At 68.1% G+C, this 26,583-nt stretch carries 23 protein-coding genes and 1 tRNA gene; 13 read left to right on the top strand and 11 right to left on the bottom strand.

The genetic code is table 11. The features are described 5' to 3' along the window. The first annotated feature begins 12 nt into the window (after nt 1-12). Both ACYQ26_RS04785 and ACYQ26_RS04780 read left to right on the top strand, forming a co-directional pair. The gene (locus tag ACYQ26_RS04785; RefSeq protein WP_459807559.1) at nt 13-738 is read left to right on the top strand and encodes a potassium channel family protein; all 726 of its coding nucleotides are present in this window, start codon (nt 13-15) and stop codon (nt 736-738) included. Then, on the top strand, nt 738-968 hold the full coding sequence (locus ACYQ26_RS04780) for an Lrp/AsnC family transcriptional regulator (RefSeq protein ID WP_459807558.1): 231 nt from the start codon (nt 738-740) through the stop codon (nt 966-968). The genes ACYQ26_RS04785 and ACYQ26_RS04780 overlap by 1 nt, the downstream gene beginning before the upstream one ends. Before the next feature lie 263 nt (nt 969-1,231). Here ACYQ26_RS04780 and tmk read toward each other — a convergent pair whose 3' ends face one another. Beyond that, nucleotides 1,232-1,837 carry a dTMP kinase gene (gene tmk, locus ACYQ26_RS04775; protein ID WP_459807763.1) on the bottom strand — a complete coding sequence of 202 codons (606 nt, stop codon included), beginning with the start codon at nt 1,835-1,837 and terminating at the stop codon, nt 1,232-1,234. Between the two features lie 125 nt (nt 1,838-1,962). Here tmk and ACYQ26_RS04770 point away from each other — a divergent pair, with 125 nt between their 5' ends. From ACYQ26_RS04770 to cofC, 3 genes are all read left to right on the top strand, one after another. Continuing rightward, on the top strand, nt 1,963-2,856 hold the full coding sequence (locus ACYQ26_RS04770) for a complex I NDUFA9 subunit family protein (RefSeq protein ID WP_459807556.1): 894 nt from the start codon (nt 1,963-1,965) through the stop codon (nt 2,854-2,856). A 267-nt stretch (nt 2,857-3,123) separates the two neighbouring features. Continuing rightward, nucleotides 3,124-4,302, top strand: a complete 1,179-nt coding sequence (locus ACYQ26_RS04765) for a tubulin/FtsZ family protein (protein ID WP_459807555.1) — start codon at nt 3,124-3,126, stop codon at nt 4,300-4,302. A gap of 264 nt (nt 4,303-4,566) precedes the next feature. Beyond that, nucleotides 4,567-5,265 carry a 2-phospho-L-lactate guanylyltransferase gene (gene cofC, locus ACYQ26_RS04760; protein ID WP_459807553.1) on the top strand — a complete coding sequence of 233 codons (699 nt, stop codon included), beginning with the start codon at nt 4,567-4,569 and terminating at the stop codon, nt 5,263-5,265. Between the two features lie 35 nt (nt 5,266-5,300). Here the strand turns inward: cofC and ACYQ26_RS04755 are convergent, their stop codons facing one another. Further along, nucleotides 5,301-5,459 (bottom strand): hypothetical protein, encoded by a 159-nt coding sequence (locus ACYQ26_RS04755; protein WP_459807552.1) that lies wholly within the window; start codon nt 5,457-5,459, stop codon nt 5,301-5,303. 139 nt (nt 5,460-5,598) lie between these two features. Here ACYQ26_RS04755 and cofG point away from each other — a divergent pair, with 139 nt between their 5' ends. Together cofG and ACYQ26_RS04745 are read left to right on the top strand one after the other, a co-directional pair. Then, a complete protein-coding gene (gene cofG / locus ACYQ26_RS04750) occupies nt 5,599-6,774 on the top strand; it encodes a 7,8-didemethyl-8-hydroxy-5-deazariboflavin synthase subunit CofG (protein WP_459807550.1) in 1,176 nt (391 codons plus the stop codon). Nucleotides 6,775-6,870: 96 nt separating this feature from the next. Then, nucleotides 6,871-7,848: an AAA family ATPase gene (locus ACYQ26_RS04745; RefSeq protein ID WP_459807548.1), complete on the top strand. Its 978-nt coding sequence runs from the start codon at nt 6,871-6,873 to the stop codon at nt 7,846-7,848. On the opposite strand, the gene ACYQ26_RS04740 is transcribed toward ACYQ26_RS04745, so the two are convergent. The 5 genes from ACYQ26_RS04740 to ACYQ26_RS04720 are packed head-to-tail and all read right to left on the bottom strand — an operon-like array spanning nt 7,834 to nt 14,306. Next, nucleotides 7,834-9,267, bottom strand: coding sequence for a hypothetical protein (locus ACYQ26_RS04740; RefSeq protein ID WP_459807546.1), 1,434 nt, complete (start codon nt 9,265-9,267; stop codon nt 7,834-7,836). The genes ACYQ26_RS04745 and ACYQ26_RS04740 overlap by 15 nt on opposite strands. Then, nucleotides 9,264-10,652, bottom strand: a complete 1,389-nt coding sequence (locus ACYQ26_RS04735) for a DUF58 domain-containing protein (protein ID WP_459807544.1) — start codon at nt 10,650-10,652, stop codon at nt 9,264-9,266. The genes ACYQ26_RS04740 and ACYQ26_RS04735 overlap by 4 nt, the downstream gene beginning before the upstream one ends. Continuing rightward, entirely contained in the window at nt 10,649-11,437 is a 789-nt protein-coding gene (locus ACYQ26_RS04730; protein ID WP_459807542.1) for a DUF7269 family protein, read from the bottom strand. Before ACYQ26_RS04730 ends, ACYQ26_RS04735 begins: the two co-directional genes overlap by 4 nt. After that, nucleotides 11,434-13,206 (bottom strand): DUF4129 domain-containing protein, encoded by a 1,773-nt coding sequence (locus ACYQ26_RS04725; RefSeq protein WP_459807540.1) that lies wholly within the window; start codon nt 13,204-13,206, stop codon nt 11,434-11,436. The genes ACYQ26_RS04730 and ACYQ26_RS04725 overlap by 4 nt, the downstream gene beginning before the upstream one ends. Continuing rightward, nucleotides 13,203-14,306, bottom strand: a complete 1,104-nt coding sequence (locus ACYQ26_RS04720) for a M48 family metalloprotease (protein WP_459807538.1) — start codon at nt 14,304-14,306, stop codon at nt 13,203-13,205. Before ACYQ26_RS04720 ends, ACYQ26_RS04725 begins: the two co-directional genes overlap by 4 nt. Before the next feature lie 203 nt (nt 14,307-14,509). On the opposite strand from ACYQ26_RS04720, the gene ACYQ26_RS04715 reads away from it, so the two are divergent. From ACYQ26_RS04715 to mptA, 3 genes are all read left to right on the top strand, one after another. Further along, nucleotides 14,510-15,763 (top strand): tRNA (N(6)-L-threonylcarbamoyladenosine(37)-C(2))-methylthiotransferase, encoded by a 1,254-nt coding sequence (locus ACYQ26_RS04715; protein ID WP_459807536.1) that lies wholly within the window; start codon nt 14,510-14,512, stop codon nt 15,761-15,763. 323 nt (nt 15,764-16,086) lie between these two features. Further along, a complete protein-coding gene (locus tag ACYQ26_RS04710) occupies nt 16,087-16,818 on the top strand; it encodes a LolA-like protein (protein WP_459807534.1) in 732 nt (243 codons plus the stop codon). A 386-nt stretch (nt 16,819-17,204) separates the two neighbouring features. Then, nucleotides 17,205-18,149 carry a GTP cyclohydrolase MptA gene (gene mptA, locus ACYQ26_RS04705; RefSeq protein WP_459807532.1) on the top strand — a complete coding sequence of 315 codons (945 nt, stop codon included), beginning with the start codon at nt 17,205-17,207 and terminating at the stop codon, nt 18,147-18,149. A gap of 15 nt (nt 18,150-18,164) precedes the next feature. Here mptA and ACYQ26_RS04700 read toward each other — a convergent pair whose 3' ends face one another. Together ACYQ26_RS04700 and ACYQ26_RS04695 are read right to left on the bottom strand one after the other, a co-directional pair. Then, the gene (locus ACYQ26_RS04700; protein WP_459807530.1) at nt 18,165-18,968 is read right to left on the bottom strand and encodes a TrmB family transcriptional regulator; all 804 of its coding nucleotides are present in this window, start codon (nt 18,966-18,968) and stop codon (nt 18,165-18,167) included. A gap of 80 nt (nt 18,969-19,048) precedes the next feature. Then, complete coding sequence (locus tag ACYQ26_RS04695; protein WP_459807528.1) at nt 19,049-20,722, bottom strand: DUF255 domain-containing protein; 1,674 nt, start codon at nt 20,720-20,722, stop codon at nt 19,049-19,051. A gap of 163 nt (nt 20,723-20,885) precedes the next feature. On the opposite strand from ACYQ26_RS04695, the gene ACYQ26_RS04690 reads away from it, so the two are divergent. Next, nucleotides 20,886-21,530 carry an FxsA family protein gene (locus ACYQ26_RS04690; RefSeq protein WP_459807527.1) on the top strand — a complete coding sequence of 215 codons (645 nt, stop codon included), beginning with the start codon at nt 20,886-20,888 and terminating at the stop codon, nt 21,528-21,530. A gap of 68 nt (nt 21,531-21,598) precedes the next feature. Continuing rightward, nucleotides 21,599-21,672: transfer RNA gene (locus tag ACYQ26_RS04685), tRNA-Ile, on the top strand. A 258-nt stretch (nt 21,673-21,930) separates the two neighbouring features. On the opposite strand, the gene ACYQ26_RS04680 is transcribed toward ACYQ26_RS04685, so the two are convergent. Next, nucleotides 21,931-22,998, bottom strand: coding sequence for an anthranilate phosphoribosyltransferase (locus ACYQ26_RS04680; protein WP_459807525.1), 1,068 nt, complete (start codon nt 22,996-22,998; stop codon nt 21,931-21,933). A 740-nt stretch (nt 22,999-23,738) separates the two neighbouring features. Between ACYQ26_RS04680 and ACYQ26_RS04675 the strand changes: the two genes are divergently transcribed. Then, nucleotides 23,739-24,461, top strand: coding sequence for a fumarylacetoacetate hydrolase family protein (locus tag ACYQ26_RS04675; RefSeq protein WP_459807522.1), 723 nt, complete (start codon nt 23,739-23,741; stop codon nt 24,459-24,461). A 193-nt stretch (nt 24,462-24,654) separates the two neighbouring features. On the opposite strand, the gene ACYQ26_RS04670 is transcribed toward ACYQ26_RS04675, so the two are convergent. Continuing rightward, the gene (locus ACYQ26_RS04670; RefSeq protein ID WP_459807520.1) at nt 24,655-26,385 is read right to left on the bottom strand and encodes an L-lactate permease; all 1,731 of its coding nucleotides are present in this window, start codon (nt 26,383-26,385) and stop codon (nt 24,655-24,657) included. Nucleotides 26,386-26,583 lie beyond the last annotated feature (198 nt).

Below are 26,583 nucleotides of genomic sequence, written 5' to 3'. Positions count from 1 at the left end.
GTACCTCGTGGCATGCGGTTCGTGATCATCGGCGCCGGACGGGTCGGACTGCGCGCGGCGCGGGTCCTCCGCGAGGAGGGCCACGACGTGACGCTCATCGAGCGCGACGAGCCGAAGGTCCGGCGCGCTCGCAACGAGGACTTCCGCGTCGTCGAGGGCGACGGCTCCCGCGAGGACGTCCTCGAGGAGGCCGGCGTCCCCGACGCGGACGCGCTGGGCGCGCTGACCGGCGATCTGAACGTCAACTTCACCGCCTGCATGATCGCCAACCACTACGGCTGTCGGACGATCATGCGGATCGACGAGGCCTACCGCGAGGGGATCTACCGCAAGTACGCCGACGCGGTCGACGAGGTGATCTACCCCGAACGGCTCGGCGCCATCGGCGCAAAAAACGCCCTGCTGGGCGGGACGATCCGCGCGATCGCGGACATCGCGCCGCACCTGCAGGTGGTCGAACTGATGATCACCGACGACGCGCCGGTCAACGGCTACACGATCAGCGAACTCGAGTTGCCCGCCGACGCTCGCGTGCTCGCGTTCGGGAAGCGCGAGCACGCGCTCGCCCTGCCGGACGCGGACGAATCGCTCGAGTCGGGCGACCGGCTCGTCGTGCTGGCCGATTTCGACGTGTTGAGCGAGGTGCGACAGCTGTTGGTCGGCGAGTCCGAACGCGAGGCGATCGCGAACGCAAACGAGGGGACCGATTCGGTCTCCGGCTCAGGAGGTGCGAACTGATGGTTACTGCATTCGTCATGGTCAAAGCGAACACGGGCGAGGCGGATCGACTGCGAGACGAGATTCTGTCGATCGAGGGCGTCGAGTCGACCCACATCGTCGCCGGCGACGTCGACCTCATCGCCAAAGCGCGGGTCGAGACGCCGGCCGCGGTCAAGGAGATCGCGGCGACCCAGATCCAGGGGATCGAGGGGGTCGAGGATACGCAGACGTACATCGCGATGGACTAAGGACGAAATTTTACGCTACGGTCTGCGACGGCGACGGCAGCAGTGCTGCCGCACGCCGTCGCGTCCCTCGGTGAAATTTCGATCAAAAGCACTCCTCCCTCCGTTCCGAACGCGCCGCGTTCTCCACGTCGGTCGTCGGCCCGCTCGCTCACTGCGTTCGCTCGCGGTCGGTAGCGGTACAGCGCCTGCCCTCCCCCGGGTCGCGCGACGCTCGTGATACTCGAGTCACGCTCCCGGCCAGAGAAACGAGTTCGGCCAGCAGCTCACTCGCTATCGATTGTGTCGGCCAACGCGTTCGTCACGTCCTCGAGCACCGCGTCCGGCTCCTGCGTCGCGTCCACGCGAACGAACCGCTCGGGCTCGCGCTCGATCAGTCGCTCGTAGTTCGCCCGGACGTCGGCGAGGTAGTCGGCGTGTTCGAACTTGTTGGTCGCGCCAGCCCGCTCCGCGGCCGTCTCCGGGTCCAGATCGAGGTAGATCGTCAGATCAGGCGTGATCGAAAACGGTTCGTGGACGTCGACGACGTACTCGAGGGGGTCCTCGAGGCCGTAGTCGCGCTCGCTGTCCGCGAGCGTCGCGCCCTGGTAGGCGAAGCGGGAGTCCGAATAGCGGTCCGAAATTACGAGGTCGTCGCGCTCGAGGGCCGGTTCGATCACCCGCGAGAGGTGCGCCGCGTGGTCGGCGGTGTAGAGGAACAGTTCCGCCAGCGAGTCGGCGTCGTCGTCCTCGATCGAGCGGTAGACGGCCTCGCCGTACCAGGAGTCGTCCGTCGGTTCGCGGGTGAAGACGGCCTCAGGGTAGCGCTCCCGGAGGGCCTCCCAGACCGTCGTCTTGCCGCTGCCGTCCAGTCCCTCGAGGGTCACGAGCATGCCCACTGGTCGGTGCGGGCGGTACAAGGGAGTAGCGATGGCTCCGCGTCCGTCCGCGGTTCGATCGCCGACTGGTCGGCCGCTGACCGGTCGGTTATTTGTCGTCTGCGACCGAACGAATCGGTATGAAGGTCCTCGTCGCCGGCGGCACCGGCTTCATCGGCACGAATCTCTGTACGGAACTGGCGGAACGCGGGCACGAGGTGACGGCGCTGTCGCGCGATCCCGACCGGAACGGACTGCCCGAGGACGTCGCCCTCGCGATGGGCGACGTCAGCGCCTTCGACTCGATCGAAAGCGCGGTCGACGGCCACGACGCCGTTGTCAACCTCGTCGCGCTCTCCCCGCTGTTCGAGCCGCGCGGCGAGAACGCCCACGAGCGCGTCCACCTCGACGGCACCGAGAACCTCGTGCAGGCCGCCGAAGAACACGGCGTCGACCGGTTCCTCCAGTTGAGCGCGCTCGGCGCCGACCCCAACGGGCCGACCGACTACATCCGCGCGAAGGGGAAAGCCGAGAACGTCGTCACCGACTCGAGCCTCGCGTGGACGATCGTCCGGTCGTCGATCGTCTTCGGCGACGGCGGCGAGTTCGTCGACTTCACGAAACAGTTGACGACGCCGTACGTCACCGGCCTGCCGGGCGGCGGCGAGACCCGCTTCCAGCCGATCTGGGTCGGCGACCTCGTCCCGATGCTCGCCGACGCGCTCGAGGACGACGCTCACGTCGGCGAGGTGTACGAAATCGGCGGCCCGCAGGTCGTGACGCTCGCGGACGCGACGGAACTGGTCTACGCGGCGGAAGGAAAGGACGTGACGATCGTCCGGATTCCGATGGCGCTGACCAAACTCGGCCTCGCGGCGGTCGACGCCGTCCCCTTCGTCCCCTTCGGCGCGGATCAGGCGCGCTCGCTCGAGTTGGACAACACCGTAGCGGACAACGACGCGACCGCGTTCGGCGTGACCGCGGACGACATGACGACGCTGGGTTCGTACCTCGGGTTGCCCCACGCCGAGTGAGCGTGACCGTCCGTCGCCGAGAACCCCCGTCAGCGGCCGGGTAACGAGTCGTTACGCGCAGCCCTCAAACGAACACGACCGATTGAGAAGTATAAAGCCGCTGTCCACTCTCGGCCAGAAGTGTTTTCAGTGTTCGAAAAAGAGTGCGAAAATCGTCGCTGTCGACTTGTTTCGACGGATACTAGATTATGAGAGAAATTCACATTATGGAAAGACTTATGCCCTTCATCACTCTGGTACCAATTCAACGGAGCCCCCTGACAAACAATGAAGTTGGCGATGATCGGATTCGGACAGGCCGGTGGCAAAATCGTCGATCGATTCCTCGATTACGACGATCGGACTAACAGCGGGATCGTCCGCGCGGCGATCGCTGTCAACTCCGCGAAAGCGGACCTCATCGGTCTCGATAATATTCCACAGGAGAACCGCGTACTCATCGGGCAGGCCCGCGTGAAGGGCCACGGGGTGGGTGCGGACAACGAACTCGGCGCGGAAATCGCCGAGGAGGACATCGACGAGGTCCAGAACGCGATCGACTCGATCCCGACCCACGAGGTCGACGCGTTCCTCGTCGTCGCCGGGATGGGCGGCGGCACGGGCTCGGGCGGCGCGCCCGTCCTCGCGAAACACCTCAAACGGATCTACACGATCCCGGTCTACGGACTGGGCATTCTGCCGGGCACGGACGAAGGCGGGATCTACACGCTGAACGCGGCCCGCTCCTTCCAGACGTTCGTCCGCGAGGTCGACAACCTGATGGTCTTCGACAACGACTCCTGGCGACAGACCGGCGAGTCCGTCGAAGGCGGCTACGAGCAGATCAACGAGGAGATCGTCCGGCGGTTCGGCATCCTCTTCGGCGCCGGCGAGGTCGGCGAAGGTGAAGAGGTCGCAGAGAGCGTCGTCGACTCCTCCGAGATCATCAATACGCTCTCGGGCGGCGGCGTCTCGACCGTCGGCTTCGCCAGCGAGGAAGTCGACCTGAATACGAGCGGCGGCCTCCTCTCTCGGTTCACCGGCGACGACGGCGGCGACGACGACCTCGACGCGGCGAACACGACCAACCGCATCACGAGCCTCGTCCGGAAGGCCGCGCTCGGTCGCCTCACGCTCCCCTGCGAGATCGAGGGCACCGAACGCGCCCTGCTGGTGCTGTCCGGTCCCTCGGAGTATCTCAACCGGAAAGGCATCGAACGCGGGCGGAAGTGGCTCGAAGAGGAAACGGGCAGCATGGAGGTCCGCGGCGGGGACTACCCGCGCGAGGAACCGGAAGTGGCCGCTGCAATCCTGCTCTCGGGAGTCACCAACGTCCCGCGGATCAAGCGCCTGCAGCAGGTCGCGATCGAGGCCCAGGACAACATCGACGACATCCAACAGGAAAGCGAGGAGAACCTCGAGGAACTCGTCGAAGACGACGAAGACGAACTCGAGCCGCTGTTCTAGACGGCTCGAGTTCGAGAGTCCGAGAGACACAGCGCGCGGACGGCGAAATGCGGCACGGTGCAGTTCGATTGCCGTCGACGGGCGGAGCGGCGATCGTGTCGGGGGGCACGAACACGGTGCGATACCGACGGACGTCACGACCATCCGCGGACGGGACGAGAACGGACGGCGGTGAGCGAGCGAACGACGCCGCTCCCGATTGCAGTCCGATTCGTCCCGGAGTTCGACGTTCTTTTAGGCACGTACGGTCAATGCTCGCCGACCATGCGCGTCGTCGTCCCGTTCGCCGCGGAGTCACCCAAGACGCGACTCAGTCCCGTGCTTACCGGGCGCGAGCGTCGATCGCTCGCACGGGCGATGCTCGCGGATGTCCTCGACGCGATCGTCGCGGCGGGCCACGAGCCGACCGTCCTCTCGACGGCGCCGATCGACCTCGAGAACGATTTCGAGTTCGCGCTCGCTGACGAGGTCGTCGCGGCCACCGCGGTCGCGGTCGACGACCGGCCGCTCACCGAGGCGGTTAACGCGCGGCTGCCGGCCGGGACGGGCGACGGGGAGTCGAACGACGACCCCGACCTAGCCCCCGTCGGCGTCGTCATGGCCGACCTCGCGCTGACGACGCCCGCCGCCCTCGAGCGGTTGCTCGCGGGCGAGGCGGACGTCGCGATCGCACCCGGCCGGGGCGGCGGGACGAACGCGCTCGCGGTTCGCCATCCCGAGTTTCGGGTGGACTACCACGGCGCGTCGTACCTCGATCACCGCGAGATCGCGGCCGACTGCGGTGCGACCGTCGAAATCGTCGATTCCTTCCGACTGTCGACCGACATCGACGAGCCGGACGATCTGGTCGAGGTGCTCGTCCACGGGACGGAACACGCGCCGGCCAGGCTCCGATCGTTCGGCTTCGAACTCGCGGAGCGGGACGGGCGCGTCACCGTCGCTCGCGGCGACGATTCGGCGTGAACGGAGCGGAGAACGGAACGGTCAGTCGTCTATCGTCAGTCGGCCGTCGTCTCGCCGTCGGGGCGCGCCCAGCGGCGGAGGCGGTCGGCGTACGTCCGCGCGCCGAGCCCCGCGAGGAACGACAGGAAACTCGGCACCAGGATCCAGAGGAGGTCGGGGTGTTCCGACCCGGTGTGTAGTGCAGCGTCGAGCATACACGTTCGCCAAGGGCCAGCGGTACCATAAAGGGCGGCGATCCGTCGAGAGCGCGACGGCCGGCGTTCGGCAGACCGCGTTGGCGTCCGCCGCCGGGACGGAAAGGCCTTATGTGCGACGCGCCGACACTCGGAGGTAATGATTCCCGGGGCGAGCGAGTACGGCGTCGATATATCGATCGACGAAGACGCCGTCGACGAACTGCTCGAGGTGACGCCGGCTGACGTCGAGGCGCCGTCGGCGCTGACCTTCGCGCGAAACGTGTTCGTGCCGCTGACGACGGCCTGCCGGTACACCTGCACCTACTGTACGTACTTCGATCCGCCGGGACAGGCCTCCCTGCTCTCGCTCGAGGAGGTCCGCGAGATCTGTCGCGAGGGCGCCGCCGCGGGCTGTACGGAGGCGCTGTTTACCTTCGGCGACGACCCGGACGACCGCTACACCGAGATCCACGAGCAACTCGCCGAGTGGGGCCACGACTCCATCCACACGTACCTCCGGGAAGCCTGCCAGGTCGCTCTCGACGAGGGCCTCCTGCCCCACGCTAATCCGGGCGACCAGACCCGCGAGCAGATGGCAGCGGTCGCGGACGTCAACGCCAGCATGGGCGTGATGCTCGAGACGACGGCCGACGTCCGCGCCCACGGCGGCCCGCGAAGCAAGGAACCCGGCCAGCGGCTGCGGACGATGCAGAACGCGGGCGAGCTCGACGTCGCCTTTACCACGGGCATCCTCGTCGGCGTCGGCGAGGACTGGCGCGACCGCGCGGAGAGCCTGCTCGCGATCCGCGAAATGCACGAACGCTACGACCACATTCAGGAGGTGATCGTCCAGCCGGTCGTCGAGAACGAACGCTGGTCCGGCGGCTCGCCCGACCGCGAGACGATGCGCCGCGTGACGGCGATGGCGCGGGCCGCCCTCCCCGAGGAGGTGTCAGTGCAGGTGCCGCCGAACCTCGCGCCCGCCCGCGACCTGATCGACTGCGGCGTCGACGATCTGGGCGGCGTCTCGCCGGTCACCGACGACCACATCAACCCCGACTACAAGTGGCCCGCGCTGCGCGAACTCGAGGAGATCGCCGCGAGCGCCGAACTGCCGCTGGGCGAGCGGCTGCCGGTCTACGAGCGGTTCCTGCCGGCCGACCTCCGAACGGACGGGTTCGACGGCGTACCGGCCGACGGGACCGCGGGTGCCGCGGGCGATCGAAGTCCCGAGGCCGACCGCGAGTGGCTCTCGTCGACGATCCGCGAGGCGCTGTCGGCCGACGACGACGCGGGCCGGCGGTACCGGGCGGTGCTTCGCTCGAGCGCTTGAACCGTCGTGTCGCAACTGTCGAGCCGCCGCCGATGGTCGATCCTGTCGGCCAACGAGAGATATAAGTCCGCGTAGGTTCCGTATCCGGTACGCCACATGTCAGTCCCCGACGCCGCGGCGACCGCGGACCGCGTCATCGACGAAATCCTCTCCGCCGTCGTCGCCGACGAGACCGTCCTGGAAGAGATCACCGCGGGCCTGTTCGCCCGCGGCCACGTCCTCCTCGAGGACGTCCCCGGAACCGGCAAGACCCTCACCGCCCGATCCTTTGCGACCGCGCTCGGCCTCGAGTTCTCGCGGATCCAGTTCACGCCGGACCTGATGCCCTCCGACGTCACCGGCTCGTACGTCTTCGAGGAGGGGACCGGCGAGTTCCACTTCACGGAGGGGCCGGTGTTCGCGAACGTCGTCCTGGCCGACGAGATCAATCGCGCGCCCCCCAAGACCCAATCCGCGCTGCTCGAGGCGATGGCCGAGGACCAGGTGACGGTCGACGGCGAGACCCACGAGCTACCGGACCCGTTCATCGTCATCGCGACGCAAAATCCGGTCGAGCAGGAGGGAACCTTCGAACTCCCGGAGGCCCAGCGCGACCGCTTCATGATCAAGACCTCGCTGGGCTATCCCGACCCCGAGGGCACGCGCGAACTGATCGACCGCCGGGCCGACCGCGATCGGCCCGATCCGACCGTCGATCCGGTGATCGACCGCGAGCGGGTGCGCGAACTCCAGCGGGTCCCCGAGACCGTCACCGTCGACGGGCCGCTCCGCGATTACATCGGCGAGGTCTGTCGCGCCACTCGGCGGGACGGCCGCGTCGACGTCGGCGTCTCGCCGCGGGGCGTCCAGCGGCTGTTCGAAGCGAGCCGCGCCCGCGCCGTTCTCGACGGCCGGGACTACGTCGTCCCGGACGACGTCAAGCAGATCGCGCCGGCCGCGATCGCCCACCGGCTCGTGTTGACGCCGGAAGCGAGCGTCGAGGGCGCCTCCCGGCGCGCCGTCGTCGAGTCGGTGCTGGACCACGTCGAAGTGCCGGCGATGGATCCCGACGCAGCCGGCTCAGCGGAACAGTAACCAAGCGCCGGCGACGACCGCGGCGACGGCCGCGAGGACGGCCGTCGTCGCCGGCACCGACAGCGTCGGCGCGAACAGCGTCGTGACGGCGAGGCCGAGTACGGCGACGACCGAGCCGACGCCCGCGACCAGGGCGCTCCAGCCGATCCGCACGTACTGGGGCCGGGGCGCGGCCTCGGGTTCGACCCCGACGTCTCGAGCCAGCACGCGGCCGTACCGCCCGACGTCGTAGACGAACAGCCCGGCGGCGAGCGCGACGATCGAAACGGCGCCCGTTTTGAGCGCCGCGAGGCCGGCGGCCGTCCGGACCGTCGTACCGACGACGACGGCACCCGCCCCGAGCGCGGCGGCGACGACGATCCAACTCGGGCCGGGGCCGGAGCCGAGGCGGCTCCCGCTGGCCGCCCGCCACTGCGCGTACGCTGCCGCGCCCGTTCCGCCCGCGAGGAGCACGCCGGCGGCGCCGCCGCCCGCCGCGGTGACGACCGCAGTCGGTTCGTCGACCGCGAGCGCCAGCGGCAGCGGGGCGATCGCGCCGAGGATCGACCCGACGAGGACCGAGACGGCGGCGCTCTCGCGCGTGCGTTCCGCCGCGGCGATCCACGCGTACCGAACCGCGATGCCGACGGCTGCGACGGCGACGCTGACGGTCGTCACGACCGCACACGCGCCGCGAACGACGGGGCCGTCAACGAGCGCTGCGACCGCCGCCTCGAGCGCCGGGACGAACCAGGAGAGGACCGTCGCGCCCACGAGGGCGGCGACCGCGACGACGACCGCGACGGCGATCCAGCCGAGCAGCCCCCGCCGGGCGCGGTCGTACGCGTCCCGCGCCGTCGGCGTCGCGAGCGCGGCCGGCGGCAGCGCGACGACGGCGGCGCCCGCGGCGATTCCGGCGACGACCAGCGCGAGTACCGTTTCCCGGAGTCCGCTGACGGTGAGCCACAGCACCGTCTCGAGGATCGTCTCGCGGCCGAGTTGCGAGACGCTGTCCGCGGCCAGCGCGACGGCGCCGCTGGCGATCCCCGCCGTGACCGCGGCGGCTGCAGCCCGTTTGATCGTCGACGGCTCGAGTCCGCCGGCGAGGAGAAGCCCCGCGGCGAGCGCGACGACCGTCCCAAGGAGTACCAGCGCGCCGTCGACCGGTCCGCCGGCAGTTCCGAGCGTGGCGGCCACGCCGAGCGCGGCGACCGGGAGGACCGTGGCCGTCGCGACGATGCGCCGGTTCGAGCCGTCGAACCCCGGCATCGCCGCCGCGAGGACGAGGCCGACGCCGGCGCCGGCGGCGACGCGGAGATCGAACGCGGCCAGGGCGAGCACCCCCACCGCGGCGGCGACCGCGATCGCCCACGCCGTCGTCGACGGCAGGCGTCGGTCTCGAACGGGGTCGACGTCCGTCGTGCGGTCGGCGTCGCTCATCGCCGCCCCACCTCCCCGACGGCGTCGCGAAGCACCAGTCCGAGCGGTCGCTCGAGCGGCCAGTCGACGACGCGGGCACCCCGTGCGCGGGAACGGGCCAGCCGCCGCTTACGGTCGAGCGACTCGAGGTGGAGTGCGGTCTCGTCGAGCTCTGGTTTGTCGTTCACGCTCGCGGTCACGTCGGGCGAGACCACGCGGACGGAATAACCGCGCGTACGGAGCGCCGCGACGAGATCGACCGGCTCATCGTCGACGAACGAGGAGAACAGGTACACCTGCGCTTCGCCCGGCAATGTCGTCGTGAGTTCGGCCGCGAGGTCGTCCGACGACGAGCGCCGAAAGTACGTCGGACCGCGTTCCAGATCCCATACCTCGTCGAGCACGCGCGACACCCGCTCGCGCGTGGCTGGATCAGTATCCGGCTGGACGGCCTTGACGGCCTCCTCGGAAATCGCGACGACGCCGGTCGGATGGCCCTCATCGACGAGCGCCTCGAACGTCCGCTCGGCGGCGTCCGCCGAGAGATCGACCGCGGGGACGTCGGCGGTCGTGGCCGCCCGGAGCTGACTCCGGCGCGCGTCGACGACGCAGACGACCCGCGTCGCCCGCTCGGCGCGGTACTCGACGGTCGAGAGCTCCCGCGTGGCGGCGTAGCGGCGCCAGTCGATCGCGCCGACCGGATCGCCCGGCTCGTAGTCGCGCACGGAGTAGAACTCGACGCCGCTGCCGCCCTCGTCGGTCGGCACCTCGCCCGCGTAGTCGTTGGTCGCGCTCCCGAGGGGCGCGTCCTCGACGGTCGACGAACACCGGACGACGTCGTCTCCCGACACCGGAACCGTCCGCGTCTCGGTTACCGTTCCGGTCGGATTCCGCGTTCTGACCGTCGCGTCGCCGAACGCGTGCTCGCCGCGCCGGACCGCGACCTCGTACTCGAGGCTCGCCGTCTCGAGGGACTCGAGGGTGACGCAGGCCCGCGGGGAGCCGGAGACGACCGACAGCCCCTCGGGAACGGCGTCGACGACCCGCAGATCGGTGACGGTCTCGGCGCCGTCGTTCCGGACTGCCGTTCGGACCGTCACGGTGTCGCCGGGATCGGCGGTAACGGCGCGGTCCCCGTCGCCGCCGGTTCCGTCGAACCCGGTACGGTCGCCGTCGTCAGCGGCGAGACCGCCGTCACCGTCGACCGCGAGCTCGCGCTCGAGGCGAACCGTCGTCGGCTGGTGAGTCCCGAAAACGGCCGCGGCGGCGTACCACAGCGGGACCGTCGCCGCGACGACGAGCACCTGACTCCCGATCACGAGCCCGCTACCGGCGAGCGCCAGCGCTGCGGCGACCGCCCACTCGCCGCGACCGATCCGTTCGACGGTGCGCTCGGACGCGGTCATCGGTCCGTCGTCACCTCCGTCGTCGCGGCGTCGGCCCCGGCGGGCGCTCGGTCGCGCCGCGGGTCGTCCGCCGCCGCTTCGGCCACGGTCGGCGTTCGATCCTCACGACGCGACTCGAGCGGTCGCGAGTCGTCCGCGATCGATTCGATCGCCGTCAGCGTCCGTTCGACGCGCCGGTCGAACGCCCCGCCGGGATCGAGTGCGGTCCGTAGCCGCTCTCCGACGGGCTGGCGGACGTCGTCGGCGTCCGCGAGGAACGCGGCGGCGACGTCGTCGTCGGTCCACGTTCCCGATCGGACCGCCTCGCGGGCCGCGCTCCGCTCGAGCCCGCGTTTCGCCCGCAGCGTTCGAACCGCACCGTCGGCGAGGCGGTCGTGAACCGTCGCGGTCGACGTTCCGTCCCAGCAGCGGTACCACTCGTCCGTCCCGCGCTCGAGGAGTTGCGCCGTCTCGACGGCGACGGTCCGTTCCGCTCGGGAGCGGCCGCGTTCCGGCGGGCGGTCGAGATCCGCGAGCAGCGGCGATTCGCCCGCGCTCGAGCCGACGGCCGCCGCCCACCAGCACGCGCCGAACGCGATGACGACGCCGATCACCGGCAGGAGGATCGCGAACGGGTAGAGCACGTCGGCCAACAGCCCGTACGGAACGAACCCGCCCAGCACGACCGAGGCGAACGCCAGCACGGTGCCGCCGACGATCACGGCGACGGCGAGCCGATCGCGGTCGATCGCCGCGAGCCTCGCGAGCGCGTCGCGCCACGGACTCGCCGACCGGCGGCGGCTCATCGCGAACCCACCCCCTCGTCGGCGTCGTCGGCATCATCGGCATCGTCACCATCGCTGGCGGCCGTAATCAGCGCGCTCGCCGCCTCGCGGGCCTCGATCACCCGCTCCGGGGACGGCTCTCGGCGCCCGTACTCGACGTCGCGGACGATCCCGACGAGTCGCGCGACCAGCGTCGCCGGATACCCGGCGCGGAGCGCCCGCCTGGCGGCCTGCCCCGGCGTCAGCGTCTCGCGGCGGGTCACCTCGAGGCGGTCGAGGAAGGCGTGCCACGCACCGCGGATCTCGGCGCGGGGCCCGCGCGGACCGAGCGGTTCGTCTGCCAGCGGCGGTGCGCCCCCGTCTCCGTCCCCGTTCCCGTCGCCGTCGGAACCGGCGCCGGCCGCGTCAGCGTCCTTGTCGTCCCCGCCGAACAAGTTGCCAAGCGACGGGCGGCCGAAGCTCGAGTCGCCGTCACGGGACGAGCCGAACAGCGGCCCGATCGACAGCGAGCCGAATGCGCGGCCGAACGACGAGAGCGCAGCGCCGACCGAGGGCGACGGAAGCCGTAGGCCAGCGCCGACGGTCAGGTTGGGGAGCGAAAACCGCGGTCGCGGCAGCGACGGCAGCCCCGGTCCCCGCAGGGTAAACAGGCCTGCCAACTGCGACGCGAATTGGGCCGTGCCGTCGATCGCACCCGCTACTGCGGCGGCGACCGCCGAGAGCGCGTCCGCGAGGCCGAGGACGAAGCCAGCCCCGGACAGGTCGGGTCGTTGGCCGTCGGCGCGCGCGACGAATCGGAAGTACGTCACGACCGTGCCGATAGCGAAGCCGGGGCCGAGCACGACGAGCGCCGCCAGCCGGAGGTAGAGGTTCCCCACGGTCGCCGTCGCGGTCTCCTCGCCGACCGTCGCGGTGAGGGTCGCTTCGTCGGCGATGGGCAGCCAGACCCGCGTCCGGCCGTCGTCGCCGGTCGTCGCCGTCCCGCCGCTCTCGAGCGAGACCGTCGCGTTCGGAATCGGGGTCCCGTCGGCCGAGACCTGCACCGGCGTCGGCGACCCGGGGAACAGCAGCGGCGAAACGACCATAACCCGCGGCTCGGCGACCTCGACGGTTCGCTCGCCGACGACCGGCTCGCGCTCGACGCGTAGTTCGGTCGGCCCGGCCTCGTCGGGAAGCGTCACGGTTGCACGTCCCTCCTCGTCGGTCTCGACCGCCGGTTGGCCGTCGACGAAAACGGTCGCGTTGGGAACCGGCGTCGAGTTGACGACGGCGGACACCTCGAACTCGGCAGTCGGGGCCGCCCCGTCGTGGGCCCTGATCGTCGCGTTCGTCTCGACGTCGACGGTCCGCGAGACGTTCGTCTCAGGCACCCTGACGGTCATTTCCTCGGCGTAGGGAACGACGGCATCGACTGATCCCCAGTCCGCTTTCCCGACCTCGTCGCCGTTCACTTCGACGGTCCGCTCGTCGAACGGACTAGTGGAGTCGACCGAGATCGTCACCTCGTTGCCCGGCACGATCGCGCCGTCGATCTCGATTTCGGGATCCGGCGCACCGACGGGATCGTCGTCATCGGCGGTCTCCTCTACGGTCGCGTTGGAAAACGGATCCTCGCCCGTGATCGCGTCCCACTCGCCGGCCGCGGGACCGTCGCTCCCGCCGTCACCCGTCGTCCCCGGGGGTTCGAGCCGCGGATCGGCCGCCGGGAGCGCGCTGGCGATCGCGAGCAGGCAGACGACGCAGCCGAGAACGACCAGCAACCGGCGGACGCCGCCGTCGCTCGCGCTCATACCGATCCCTCCAGTTCCTGGTCGACGGCGATCATCTGTAGTCGCTCGAGTCTCGCCTCGACGGGCGGGTGCGTGCCGGTCCCCGTTGAGGCAGTCGTCGCCGTTGTCGGCGTCGCCCCGTCGAGCCACGCGGCGACGGTCTCGCGGCGCTCCCTCTCGGTCGCAGTCGCCCCCACATCGTCCTCGAGGGTAGACACTGAACCGACCTCGCGACCGGTGACGAGGTCGGTCGGGACGACACACAGCGCGCGCGTTTTCGCCGTTCGGAGATCGGTCGTCGGCGTTTCGGTCGCCTCGGCGAGGGTTACCAGCGCGGTCGCGAGCGCGAGTGGCTTGCCAGTGATCCGCGCGGCGGCGTCGTCGGCGGCGAACTCCCGGGCGTGCGAGAGCGTCCGCGTGGCCCAGTCCGCGACCGTCGGGAAGAGCCACAACAGCGGCGCAACGAAGACGTAGGTCAGCGCGGCCAGCGGGAGGAACCACTGAATCGCGAGCCGCCCCTCGGTCGAGAGCGAGCGCGGGTCGGTCACCGCTCGGCGCACCAGCCGCGCCCAGTGGTACGCTCGATCGGCGATTTCGACGAACAGCGTCGTAATCGTCATCAGCGTCACGTCCCGGTTGGCGATGTGGGCGATCTCGTGGGCCAGCACCGCCTCGAGTTCGTCGGCGTCGAGACGGTCGACGAGTCCGGTCGTGACGACGATCGTCGCGTCGGTGAGCCGGCCGACCGTGTAACAGCTCGGCGCGTCGTCGTCGACGATGCGGACGTTCGGTTCGGGCACGTCGGCGGTCATCGCCAACCGGCGAACGGTACGAGCGATTTCGTGGTCCCCGTCGCCGGCGCGGGTGCCCGAGAGCACGCGGCGGTAGCCGTAGTAGATCTGCGCGAGGAGAAAGCCCCCGATCAAAGCACAGGCCGTCGGCCACGAGACCGGTAGCCGGGCGAAATCCAAGGGGACGGCCCCGTGCTGGAGGAAGACGACGGTGCCGGCGACTACTCCGGGCAGCAAGATCCCGTAGGCCCACAGCAGGACCAGCACGAACAGGGCGTTGATCGCGACGAGCGCGGCGAGGACGCCGCAGATTCGCAAACGGAGGCTCATGCGGGGAGGGCGTTATGAACACGTCTCGAGCACGACAGTAAAAGTCTTCCTGAAAAACAAATCGCGGCGACAGGTGCGTCGGTTCGTCGCTGGGCGAGAATCATTTAGGGGCGGCGCGACCGCGCATGTGCCGCGTTCTCGAACGGCGAGCGACGGATCCGTCGGGCTTTTGGCCTCGCGTTCCCCAGATTGGACAACGACGAATGGCCCGGTACCACATCGAAACGTACGGTTGCACGTCCAATCGCGGCGAGAGCCGCGAGATCGAGCGACGGCTCCGCGATGCCGGCCACTACCGGGTCGACGGCCCCGAGGAGGCCGACGTCGCCATCCTCAACACCTGCACCGTCGTCGAGAAGACCGAGCGGAACATGCTCCGGCGCGCCGAGGAGCTGTCCGAGGAGACCGCCGACCTCTACATCACCGGCTGCATGGCCCTCGCGCAGGGCGAGGAGTTCCGCGACGCCGACATCGACGGCGAGGTGCTCCACTGGGACGAGGTCCCCCAGGCCGTCACGAACGGCGAGTGTCCGACGACGACGCCGGACGCCGAACCGATTCTGGACGGCGTCGTCGGCATTCTCCCCATCGCGCGGGGCTGCATGTCCAACTGCTCGTACTGCATCACGAAGGAAGCGACCGGCAAGATCGACTCGCCGCCGGTCGAAGAAAACGTCGCGAAGGCCCGCGCGCTGATCCATGCCGGCGCCAAGGAGATTCGAATCACGGGACAGGACACCGGCGTCTACGGCTGGGACAAGGGCGAGCGCAAGCTCCACGAGTTGCTCGAGCGCATCTGCGAGCTCGACGGTGACTTCCGGGTTCGCGTGGGGATGGCCAACCCGAAGGGCGTCCACGGCATCCGCGAGGAGCTCGCCGAGGTGTTCGCCGAGTACGACGAACTCTACGACTTCCTGCACGCGCCCGTCCAGTCGGGCAGCGACGACGTGTTAGGCGACATGCGCCGCCAGCACCAGGTCGAGGAGTACGTCGAGGTCGTCGAGACCTTCGACGACCACCTCGAGTACTGGACGCTCTCGACGGACTTCATCGTCGGCTTCCCGACCGAAACCGAGCACGACCACGAGCAGTCGATGGCGCTCCTGCGCGAGACCCGCCCGGAGAAGATCAACGTCACCCGCTTCTCCAAGCGCCCCGGGACCGACGCCGCCGAGATGAAGGGGCTGGGCGGCACGGTCAAGAAGGAACGCTCGAAGGAGATGAGCGAACTCAAGCGCGAGATCGTCGCCGACGCCTACGAGGACATGGTTGGCGAACGGCGCGAGAACTGTCTCGTCGTCGAGGAGGGCACCGCCGACTCCGTGAAGTGTCGCGATTCGGCGTACCGCCAGATCATCGTCCAGAACGCGAGCGACCACGGCATAGAGCCCGGCGACTTCGTCGACCTCGAGGTGACGGCCCACGAGACGATGTACGCGTTCGGCGAGCCGGTGTAGGAAACCGGTGTAACCGACGTCATCGAGTGACGTTCGAGCAGTTCTTCCTTCTCGTAGCGTGTGCTGTTCGACGGATTAGAAATCAGTACCGGAGACGCCACTAAGCGGTTTGGACAGCACCAGTAACGCACCGCCGCGGGAACGGCGGTCTCCCGTCATAGCTCTACCTTGTGACCAGAGGCACTTAAAGAAGCGAGACGGATCGCTCGCAGTTGGTCGGGCCGTCACTGAACGACTCGAGCGGACAACCGCAGTTATTTGTATCGGCTACCGGTAAGCGTACTAACAGTACGATGCGCCGCCCTGCCCTCCGTGCACTTACGGTGAGTCTGATTCTCGTCGTCTCCCTCGCCGGCTGTAGCGCCCTCGGCGACGAGCCGACGAGAGACGAGCGCGCCGTCGAGGCCCTCGAGGACGCCCGGACAGTCCTCGACGAGACGTCGACCTACCGGTACGAAGGCGAGTTGTCCGTCGCCGCCGACCGCCAACGGATCGACGGCTCCGTGTTCGGCGCCGTCGACCTCGCGAACGAGACGCTGTACACGAACGCGACGATCGACGGGACAACCCTCGAGTCGTACCTCGAGGGTGAGACGCGTCGCGAGCAGTGTCCGCCGCCGTGGGACGGCTGGAACGTCGAGTCACTCGACGAGGACGAAGGCGATCCCTGGCCCGACGACACGCCCGCCCACTCGCAGCTTTCGCTGTTCGAAGACGGCGACCTCTACTGGAACGGCACCGAGGCGTACGACGGCCGGGAGGCGATCCGGCTCACCGGTTCGCCCCCGGCGGACGCCTTCGACGACAGTGGCCTCAGCAGCTCCCGGTTCGACTTCGGCGGCCCGAATCTCGAGGACGCGCATACGACGCTCTGGCTCGATGCGGAGACGGGACGCCCACTCGAGACGAGCGTCGAGTTCGACGTCTCCGGCGACGGCGAGACGGCGACCGTATCGATCACGATGCGCTACTCGGCGTACGACGAACCCGTCTCGATCGACGTGCCGACGGTGCCGAGCGACCAGCGGTACGAACTCGGCTGTCCCGGTACGTGATTGAGACGGCAAAAAGCACGCAGGCCGGCAGGCGGTATCGAGAGCGGTAGCTCGCCGGTAGAGTCTTCGAGAACGAGCGTCCTCCCGTCGTAGCTTTACCTTGTGGGCAGAGATACTTAAATCGACGACGGGCTCGGAGCGGATCCAACGATCGACCGAGCCGGAGCTCTCCAGAATAAATGCATCCCGAGAACGGGGAGTCTCTGTCGTATCTTCACCTTGTGACCAGAAGCACTTAAAGAAACTCGAGCAACGGTGCGGTTCGGCCGGACGCTCGAGAGTGACCAAAGCTCGACGTCGCGCCGTATTCAGCGTGTGCGCCGAGAAACCGGCGGCAAACCGTTCGTTCCGAAAGGCATAATCGGTCGCTGGCCCGAGTACGGCCAATGAGTCACCAGCTTCCGGACGTGCAGGCGACGTCGCCCGACGTCACCGTCGGCCTGAGCCAGGTCGGCGTCACCGGCGTCGAAAAGCTCGTCAAGATCGCGCGCGAGGACAAGCGGCCGATCGTCCTCACCGCCGAGTTCGAGGTCTTCGTCGACCTCCCCGCCTGGCGCAAGGGTGCGGACATGAGCCGCAACATGGAGGTCATCGACGAAATTCTGGAGGACGCCACCCGCGAGGAGGCCTACCGCGTCGAGGAGGTCTGCGGCGATGCGGCCGAGCGGCTGCTCGAGAAACACGACTACACCTCGAAGGCGCAGGTCTCGATGGAGGCGGAGTTCATGCGCCGCGAGCAGACGCCCGCCAGCGACCGCGAGACCCAGCACACCGTCGACATCATCGCCGCTGCGACCGCGACCGAGGAGGGGACCCGTGAGGAGATCGGCGCCGAAGTAACGGGGATGACCGTCTGTCCCTGCTCGCAGGGGATGTCCGCCGCGCGCGCGAAGGAGACGCTCGAGGACCTGGGCGTCGACGAGGAGACGATCACGGAGTTCCTCGATGAGGTGCCCCAGCCGGGTCACTCCCAGCGCGGCCACGCGACGCTGACCGTCGAAGCCAACGGCGACCCCGATGTCGATCTGAACGACATCATCGACGTCGCCCGGGACTCGATGAGCGCGCGGATCTACAACCTCGCGAAGCGCCCGGACGAGGACCACATGACCTACGAGGCCCACGCGGACGCGAAGTTCGTCGAGGACTGCGTGCGCTCGATGGCCGAGGGCGTCGTCGAGGAGTTCGACCACCTCGAGGACGACGCGGTCATCACGATGAAACAGTCCAACGACGAGTCGATCCACCAGCACAACGCCCACGCCGAGCGCGTCGTCGAGATGGAGACGCTTCGCGAGGAGGTCAACGGCGAGGGTGACGGCGACGCGTAGAACGAACCGAACGACCTAGAACGTCAGCGGCTCCGCTTCCTCCCACCGTGGAACGAACTCGTCGTGGACGCTCGCGGCGAACTCCGGGTCCTTCAGATCGATCATGCCGAAGGCCTCGCCCGACGAGAGCGGGTTCGGCACCTGAATGCAGACCTCGACGTCGTCGATGAGGTTGAACGTCCCCGTCACGTCGTCGTTCGTCCGGACGTCGAAGTCGTCGCGGGACTGCAGCGACTCGCGGTACCGCTTGCCGACTCGCTCCGAGAGCGAGTCGACCATCCCGCGCGTCATCAGGACGTCCACCGAGACGCCCCGCTCGAGCGCGTCTTCGAGCTGGGCGGTGACGTTCTCGCTCAACGCCTGCACGTCCCGGCCGGGCGCCGGGTTCGCGACGACCATCACGATGTGGTCGTCCGCCGCCGCCAGCCGCTCGAGCAGGAGATCCGTCGTCTCCTCGGGGCCGACGGCGGCGGTCCAGAACTGCTCCTCGACGGGTTCGGCCGCGTCGAGTTCCTCCGAGAGGTCGTCGACGATCGACTCGTACTGCTCGGCCTTCTCCTCGAGTTCGCGCTTCTTGTCGTCGAGGAGACGATCGAGCGCGGTCGAGGGTTCGACGGCGACGTACTTCTTCGGCCGGCTAGCGGTCTGGCTCCGGACGAGGTTGTACTGCTCGATGCTGTTGAGAACGTCGTAGATCCGGCCCATGGGGACGTCGCTCGCCCGCGACAACTCCTTGGCGGTTGTCGGGCCCGTGTTCAACAGCGCTCGATACGCTCGCGCTTCGTACTCGGAGAGCCCGAGGTCCCGGAGACTGGCCATGTCCGAAGCGATTCACCGCCGGAACATAAACGCTGTGGTGGTTTGAACCGGCGGCGCTCGCGGCCGATTCCGGCCCGCTCTCAGTCGAGAATAGCTCGGACGCGCTCGCTCAACTCGTCCGGCGTTTCGGCCGGGTCGGAGACGCGGTCGCCGCGTTCGACGCGCGCCGTGCCGGCCTCGAGGGTCGTCGCGTCCGGCACGACGACCTTCTCGTGATCCGCCATGCGGAGCGCCGCGCGGTGGAGATCGGAGCCGGGTTCGGCGGCGACGCGGATGGCGAGCGGCCCTTCGAGCAGCCGCGAGACCGCCGTCGCGTACCGGGCGATCTGAACGCCGAAGCGGTCGCTCGCGCCGGCGAAGGCCTCGAGCGTCTCACGGGCGTACTCGCGGTAGCGATCGGCGTCCGCGTCGTCGTCCTCGGCGGTCCCGGCGACCAGTTCCGCGAGGTCGATCAGCGCGTCCGCGAAGGCGACGTTGGCGTCTAACGGTCGGAGCGGGCGGTCGAGCAGGCCGACCCCCTCCGCGGGCCCGTCGACGAACGAATCCTCGTCGTGGAGATGGTCGATCGTCGCGTCGGCGACCCGCCGGGCGTCTGCGAGGAACTCGGTATCGAGGACGCTCGCGGCGGTCGTCAGCGCCTCGAGAGCGCGGGCCTGGTTGGTCAGCAGCGGCGTCGGCGCGTCGTTTCCGTCTGCGTCGTACTGGTGGGCGACGACGCCGTCCGCGAGCAGGTCTTCGCACAGCCGCTCGAGCGCGCGCTCGGCGTAGCGGCGGGCGCGCTCGTCGTCGGTGTAGGCGTAGTAGGTGAGCAGTCCGTCGATCGCCAAGGCGTTCGGGCCGGCGAAGACGCCGTCGTCGACCGGCGGTTCCGCAGCGGTCGCCCGGTCGGTCGCGTCGAGGCTGTGGGCCGCGTCCTCGCCGGGGGCCTGGCTGTTGGCGAAGGCGTCGACGTCGCCGTTCCACAGCGTCGTCGTCAGGAACTCGATCGTGCGCTCTGCGGGCTCGCGGTACTCGTCCTTGCCGGTGTGCAGGTAGGCGTTCGCGAACGCCCGGACGAGCGCGCCGTTCGAATCCAGTAGCTTCTCCCGCTGGACGCCGCCCCAGTCGCGGTCGCTGGCGAACCGGTAGAAACCGCCGTCGTACTCGTCTAACAGGTTCGCGCTGACCGCATCGTAGGAGCGAAGCGCCATCTCGCGGTCGCGCTTGAGGGCGAACTCGAGGGCGTCGGGCAGCGGGAACTTCGGGCTCTGGCCCCAGCCGCCGGCGACCTCGTCGTAGGTCTCGGTCAGTTGGCCGACCATTGCGGCCTCGACGTCGTGGGTGAGCTCGCCGGCCGGCGAGTTGTCCTCTCGGAGCGGCCGGGGGACGCGGGCGGCGCCGCTGCCTTTGGTCTGCCACATGGTCCGGACGCTATCTAACACCTGGCGCATCCCGTCGGCGCCGAGGTAGCCCGCGCCCGTCAGGACGTTCCCGTCGGGCGCGAGAAAGACCGTCGAGGGGAAGCCGCCCATGTTATACCGATCGCGCACGCGCGGGTGCCGATCGACGTCGACCCGAATCGGCACGAAGCTGTCGTTGATGTTCGCCGCGATTCGGGGCTCGGCGTAGGTCTCCGCGTCCATTTCGTGGCAGTGATCGCACCACGTCGCGGTGAGCGAGAGCAAGACGGGAGCGTCGGCCGCCTCGGCCTCGTCGAAGGCGTCCTGACCCCACTCGCGCCACTCGACGCGGGTTGCGTCGTCGTCTACGTCCATACCGAATGGTGGTGAGTCGCACGCGTAAGGCCTTCGTTCGCGGCACGGCGGCGATTCGGACGCACACTCGAGAGCCGGACGACGGGCGCGTTCGCCGAACAGCAAATTCGTGCACCGAAACTGAGAGTAAAGGGTTTTCACGCTTCGCCGGCTAGAGTTGGGCATGCTCCGGTGGATCTTGGCGCTGTTGCTCATCCCGTTCCTCGACGCGGTGTTGCTCGGGTTCCTCGTCACCCAGTTCTCAGGGTTCACCTGGGTCGGGATGGTGCTGCTCGTCGTCCTGACCGGTCTCGTCGGCATGCTTCTGGTCCGCGCGGAAGGCCGGCGCACGATCGGAAAGATGCAACGCTCGCTGGCACAGGGGAAGCCGCCGACGAACGAACTGCTCGACGGCGGGCTCCTGATCGCCGCCGGAGCGTTCCTGCTGACCCCCGGCCTGGTGACCGACATCATCGGGTTCCTGCTCGCGGTTCCGGTGACTCGAGTGCCAATCCGCGCCGTGCTCAAGCGCTACGTGATCGTCCCCTACGCGGACAAGAAGACGGGCGGGTTCGCGAGCGGCTCGGTCTGGACCTTCGGGTTCCCGGACGACGGACAGGGGCAGGGAACTCCCGGCCAAGGCTCGAGCACCGGCGGCCCCGGAACCGGCGGTTCGACAGCCGACGGCACCTACGACCTCGGGAGCGACTCCTATACCGTCGACACCGACGACCCCTCGAACTCGCGCTCGAGCGGGGACGGCACCCGGATCGATATCGAGGGCGACGAGGACGAGGAATCGGACGACGGCGCCGGGTTTTCTCGGTAGCAGTTCCCATAGCAGGTTCGGAAAGAAACGCTTAAACATATGACCCGGCAATGAACGAGTGCGGACGCGGGCCGGTAGCTCAATTAGGTTGAGCGCCACTCTGATAAGGTGGAGGTTCTCGGTTCAAATCCGAGCCGGCCCATCTTCTTGCCGCGAACAAATCCGTGAGCCGTAACTCCGATCGACGAGGGTTTGACCGACGGCAGACGCACGCTCACGAGCACGGCGAGTGAGACCGCCCTCGAGTGGTTTCCGACACTTCTGGGCGAGCAAACTCGAGGAACTCGACTTTTGAGACGGATACGTCCCACCGGACGCTGCGTTACGGTGGACCGACGATCGCCGCCCGCCGCGACACCGACTCGAGCGAACCGAGAAAGAGGAGACCGATCGCGGCCGGTCAGAACTCCCGCAGGTCCTCGAGGACCGCTTCGGCGCTTCCGTCCGCGATGACTTCGCGAGCGCGCTCGAGACCCGCCTCGAGGCTGTCGACGTCCTCGCGGGCGTACATGCGGAACGCACCGTTGAGGGCGATGGCGTCGGCGAAGTCGTCCTCGCGCTCGCCGGCCACCACCTCCTCGGTGATCGTCGCCGAATCGGCGGCCACGTCCTCGACCTCGAGGTCCTCGTTTTCCATCGCCATCCCGTACTCGGCGGTTTCGATCTCGTAGTCCTCGAGGGCCGCGCCCTCGTTCCATTCGGCGACCTTGGTGTAGCCGGGCCGGATGTCGTCGTAGCCTTCCATCCCCTGGAAGAAGATGGCTCGCGAGTACTCGAGTTCGTCGCTCTCCCGGATGAGGTCGGTCAGCTTCTTCGCGAACGAGAGGTGGTAGAACGAGCCCAGGTGGACGTCGGCGTTCGCGGGATTGGCGACGGTCTCGATCGTGTTGATGAACGTGCGCACGCCCATCTGCTCCCGGCGGTCGTGCAGGTCGTGGACCGCGGGGTTGAACGCCGGCTGGTAGTAGAAGCCGAAGCCGGTCTCGTCGACCATGGCGGCGCTTTCGGCGGGTTCGATCTCGGTCCGAACGCCGAGCTCGTCGAGGACGTGCTTGTATGCCGTGGCCTTCTGCGTGGGGACGCGGTCGCCCGAGTGGACGACGATCGGCGTCCCCGCGGCCGCAGCGACGATGCCGGCGCCGACGCCCAGCAGGGCGGAGGTGTGCTTACCGTCGTAGTTCGCCCCGCAGTCGACCGGATCGGCGTCCGGTTCGGCTGTGACGACCGACACCTCACGCATGACGTCGGTGTAAGCCGCCAGCTCCTCGGCGTTGTTTCGCTTCCAGCGGTTTGCCAACCAGAACGCACCGAGGGTCGTTTCGTCCGGTTCGCCGGCGAAGATCCGCTGCAGGGCCTCGCGGGCCTGGTCGCGGGTCATGTCCTCCGCTGACTTCGGACCGGAGCCGACGACCTCGGTCATCAGCCGCTTGAGCGGCCACTCGCCGAACTCCTGGGAAGCCTGTGCCATATCGTCCGAACGTTCAGCCGGACGTCGCAAAAACCTCCCGCTTCGGATGAATTCGACCGGGATACCGGTTCTCGGTCGGTCTCGTCGGTCGACGTTCGACGTCTATCGGCGGCCGTTGAAATGACTGAAAGTACCAGATTCATATAATAGTATGGATACGTATACATTTGGAACCGAGCCGGACGCTATCGAGATCGCGATCCGCCCGGTGAATGACTCGGCCGAGAGAGCCGTCGGCCGTAATAGCGGGGCCGGTGTACGGCTATATCCGCCGGTACTGGACGATATAGGCGGTGAAGCTAACTCAATCAGGAATCGGTCGCGGCTCGCGCAGAAACGGGTTCGATCGCACTCCCCCTATCGACAGTACCGAGGTTTTTGGAGATACGAGATCTCTCGAGCACCGTTTCGCTCAAGGCACCCTCTCGAGACTGTGTGAGTCGTCAACCGAAACGCGGCGGTACCGTCAGTGGCGAATCACCGGTGAATGACGTATGCCCTACAGAGATCGTTTCATATACTTTCTAGTACTTCTCGTAGTATACCAAAATTCGTAGACAAACTCAGTGGCGATCAGACGGGCTGGAACGGGCACGAGGTGGGCGCGTCGCTCGGCGCTTGAGGGCAGAATCGGAATCGCGTCTGCGGGCGTCCCGCGGACGACGAACCGATCGACGTGCGGGCTATAAGTGCGAACTCGAATCGGTAGACCTACCGGCCTGGACTCGAGACGCCCGGTAATGCGACTCGCACGGATCGACACTCCCGACGGACCAGTCACCGGACGATACGAAGACGGCCTCGTCCACGCGGACGACGGCACCTACGAGGTCGGAACGGACGGGGACCTGCTCCCGCCCTGCGATCCCTCGGCCATGTACTGCGTCGGTCGCAACTACGCGGCGACGCTGGATCAGATGGAGTACGAGCGGCCCGAGGAGCCCGATTTCTTCATCAAGCCGCCCGCTTCCCTGCTGAGCCACGAAACACCTATCTCCTATCCCGAGTTCACCGAGGAGTTGACCTACGCCGGTGAACTCGCGGCGGTCATCGACGAGCGCTGTCACGACGTCTCGGAAGACGAGGTCCCCGAGGTCGTCCGCGGCTACACCATCATGAACGACGTGGACGCGCTCGATCAGCAGGGTCGCACCGCGCGGAAGGCCTTCGACGGCTCCGGCCCGCTCGGCCCGTGGATCGAGACCGACGTCGATCCGACCGGCATCGACATGTGGACCGACGTGAGCGGCGAGCGGCGACAGGAAGCGAACACGGAACTGATGCTGTTCGATCCCTACGAGATCGTCTCGTACCTCTCGAGGCGGTTCACGTTCCGCCCCGGCGACGTCGTCGCGTTCGGGAGTCCCGCGAACCCCGGACTCATCGAACCCGGTGATACCGTCGAGATCACCTACGAGGGCGTCGGAACGCTGCGGAATTCGGTCGTCAGTTCCGACGACTGAGCGAGAACCGAGCGACGATTCCCGGCGCCGGACGTCCCGGCGACCGGTGACGTCGAAACGGAACTACGAGTCTCGCGCCGGCAGTGCGTAAGCGTCTCGTAGCGTCGGAAAAATCGAATCGTAGCGTCGTCCGGGCTGGGAGTTCGTCCAGCCCGTGGTTTTCGGTGTGGTCGTCGCGACGGGCGACCGGCGTTCAGAACGCCCCCGGGAAGAGGACGTAACTGAACAGTAGCGCCAGCAGCCCGGTAAACGTCGCGTAGTACACCAGCGGGATGAGCTCGAGTCGGATGACCCGTCCCTCCTGTCCGACGAGTCCGACGACTGCGAGGGCGGCGACGACGTTGTGGACGGCGATGAGGTTGCCGATAGCGCCCCCGACCGCCTGTGCGCCCAGCATGACCGTCTTCGACGTGCCGATGTTGTCGGCGACGCCGTACTGGAAGGTGCCAAAGAGGATGTCCGAGACGGTGTTCGATCCGGCGAGGAACGCGCCGAGCGCGCCGACCCACGGCGCCAGGAACGGGTACGCTCCGCCGGTGACGTCGGCCATCGTCTCCGAGAGGACGATGAGCATTCCGTCGGACCCGGTCGCCGTGCCGGACTGGAGCATGATCTGCACGGTCGCGACGGCGAACAGGAGCGCGACGACCGCGGGAGCGACCTTTTCGAGGGTCTCGGCCCACGCGGCTTTGATGTCGCCGCCGTCCATGCCGTGAAGCGGAATCGTGACGAGGTGGACCGCGAGGAACATCGCACCCGGCAGGTAGAGCAGTTGAATGCTGTCGCCGAGGCTCGTTCCGAGGATGTTGCTCCACTCGAGGACGAGGGTCGTCGTCAGGAAGTTCACCAGCGGATCCCAGACGCGGGTGATCACGAGGAGCGCGGCCAGGAGCGCGTACGGCGCCCACGCCTTCACGAGCGACATCTCCTGCGTGCGGTTCGCCGACTGCGGGATCCCACCGTCGGCCGCGACGGCCACGTCGCGGTCCTGCGATTCACCGGGTTCGATGTCGCCGACCCAGTGGTCCGGCCACGCCTCTCGGGGGCCGAAGTCCCACTCGTCGTCGGGGTGGAAGTAGCCGGCTTTCAACGCGCCGATGGTGATCGCGAGGCCGACCATCGAGCCGATGAGGCCGGGGAACGTCGGGCCGAGGGCGTACGCCGTCAGCCAGTACGGAACGGAGAACGACGCCCACGCGAACAGCGTGAGCGGCAGCACTTCCAGCGCCGGACGGATCGAGCGCTCCTCGCCGAAGAAGCGCGTCATCATCGCCACGCCGATGAACGGAAGGGCGATGCCGACGAGCACGTGGTACGTCGCCGCGAAGGTGGCGATGTCGCCGACCCACGCGGCGATCGTCATGCCCTGGGACTCGACGGCGCTGTTGACGTAGTCGACGCTCTCGAAGACGTCTATCATTCCGATGATCAGCGGCGTCCCGACGGCGCCGAAGGTGATGGCCATCAGGTTCCCCGTCAGCGCCACCACGACGGCGGCCAGCGGCGGGAAGCCGAGACCGACCAGTAGCGGTCCGACGATGGCGGCCGGCGTCCCGAATCCGGCGGCCCCCTCGATGAACGATCCCATCAGGAACACCAACAGGACGACCTGGACGCGCCGGTCGTCGCTGATGTCGGCGAAGCCGCGGTTTATCGCCTCGAACGCCCCCGTCTGCTTCAGCGTGTACAGCAGCAGGATGGCGCCGAAGACGATGTAGATGATGTTCGATGCGGTGATGAAGCCGACGATGCTCGAGGCGGCGATCCACGTCGGGGACATCCCCCACCCGACGTATCCGGCGACGATCGCGACGAGCCACGCCATCGGCATCGCCCGCGTCGCGGGCCAGTAGAAGCCGACCATCAGGATGGCGATGGTGGCAAGCGGAAGCACCGCGAGCAAGAGTTCCGTCGGCGTCGCCATCAGTGACCACCCCCGCTCGGTCCGCCGCTCAGTTCGCTGTCCGGTCCTGTCTGCCCCATGGCTATACCAGGCTCACGCCTGTGGTTGGATAGCATGGGTGTATATGATAGTAGTTAATTATAAAATACTGTCGCTATTCGTTACGTCTCTAACATTAATCGATACGACTGCCTTCGCTCTCGGCTCCAGACCAACGGA

Source organism: Halopiger thermotolerans, from assembly GCF_054654555.1.
This window is presented reverse-complemented; position numbering and strand designations above follow the sequence as displayed.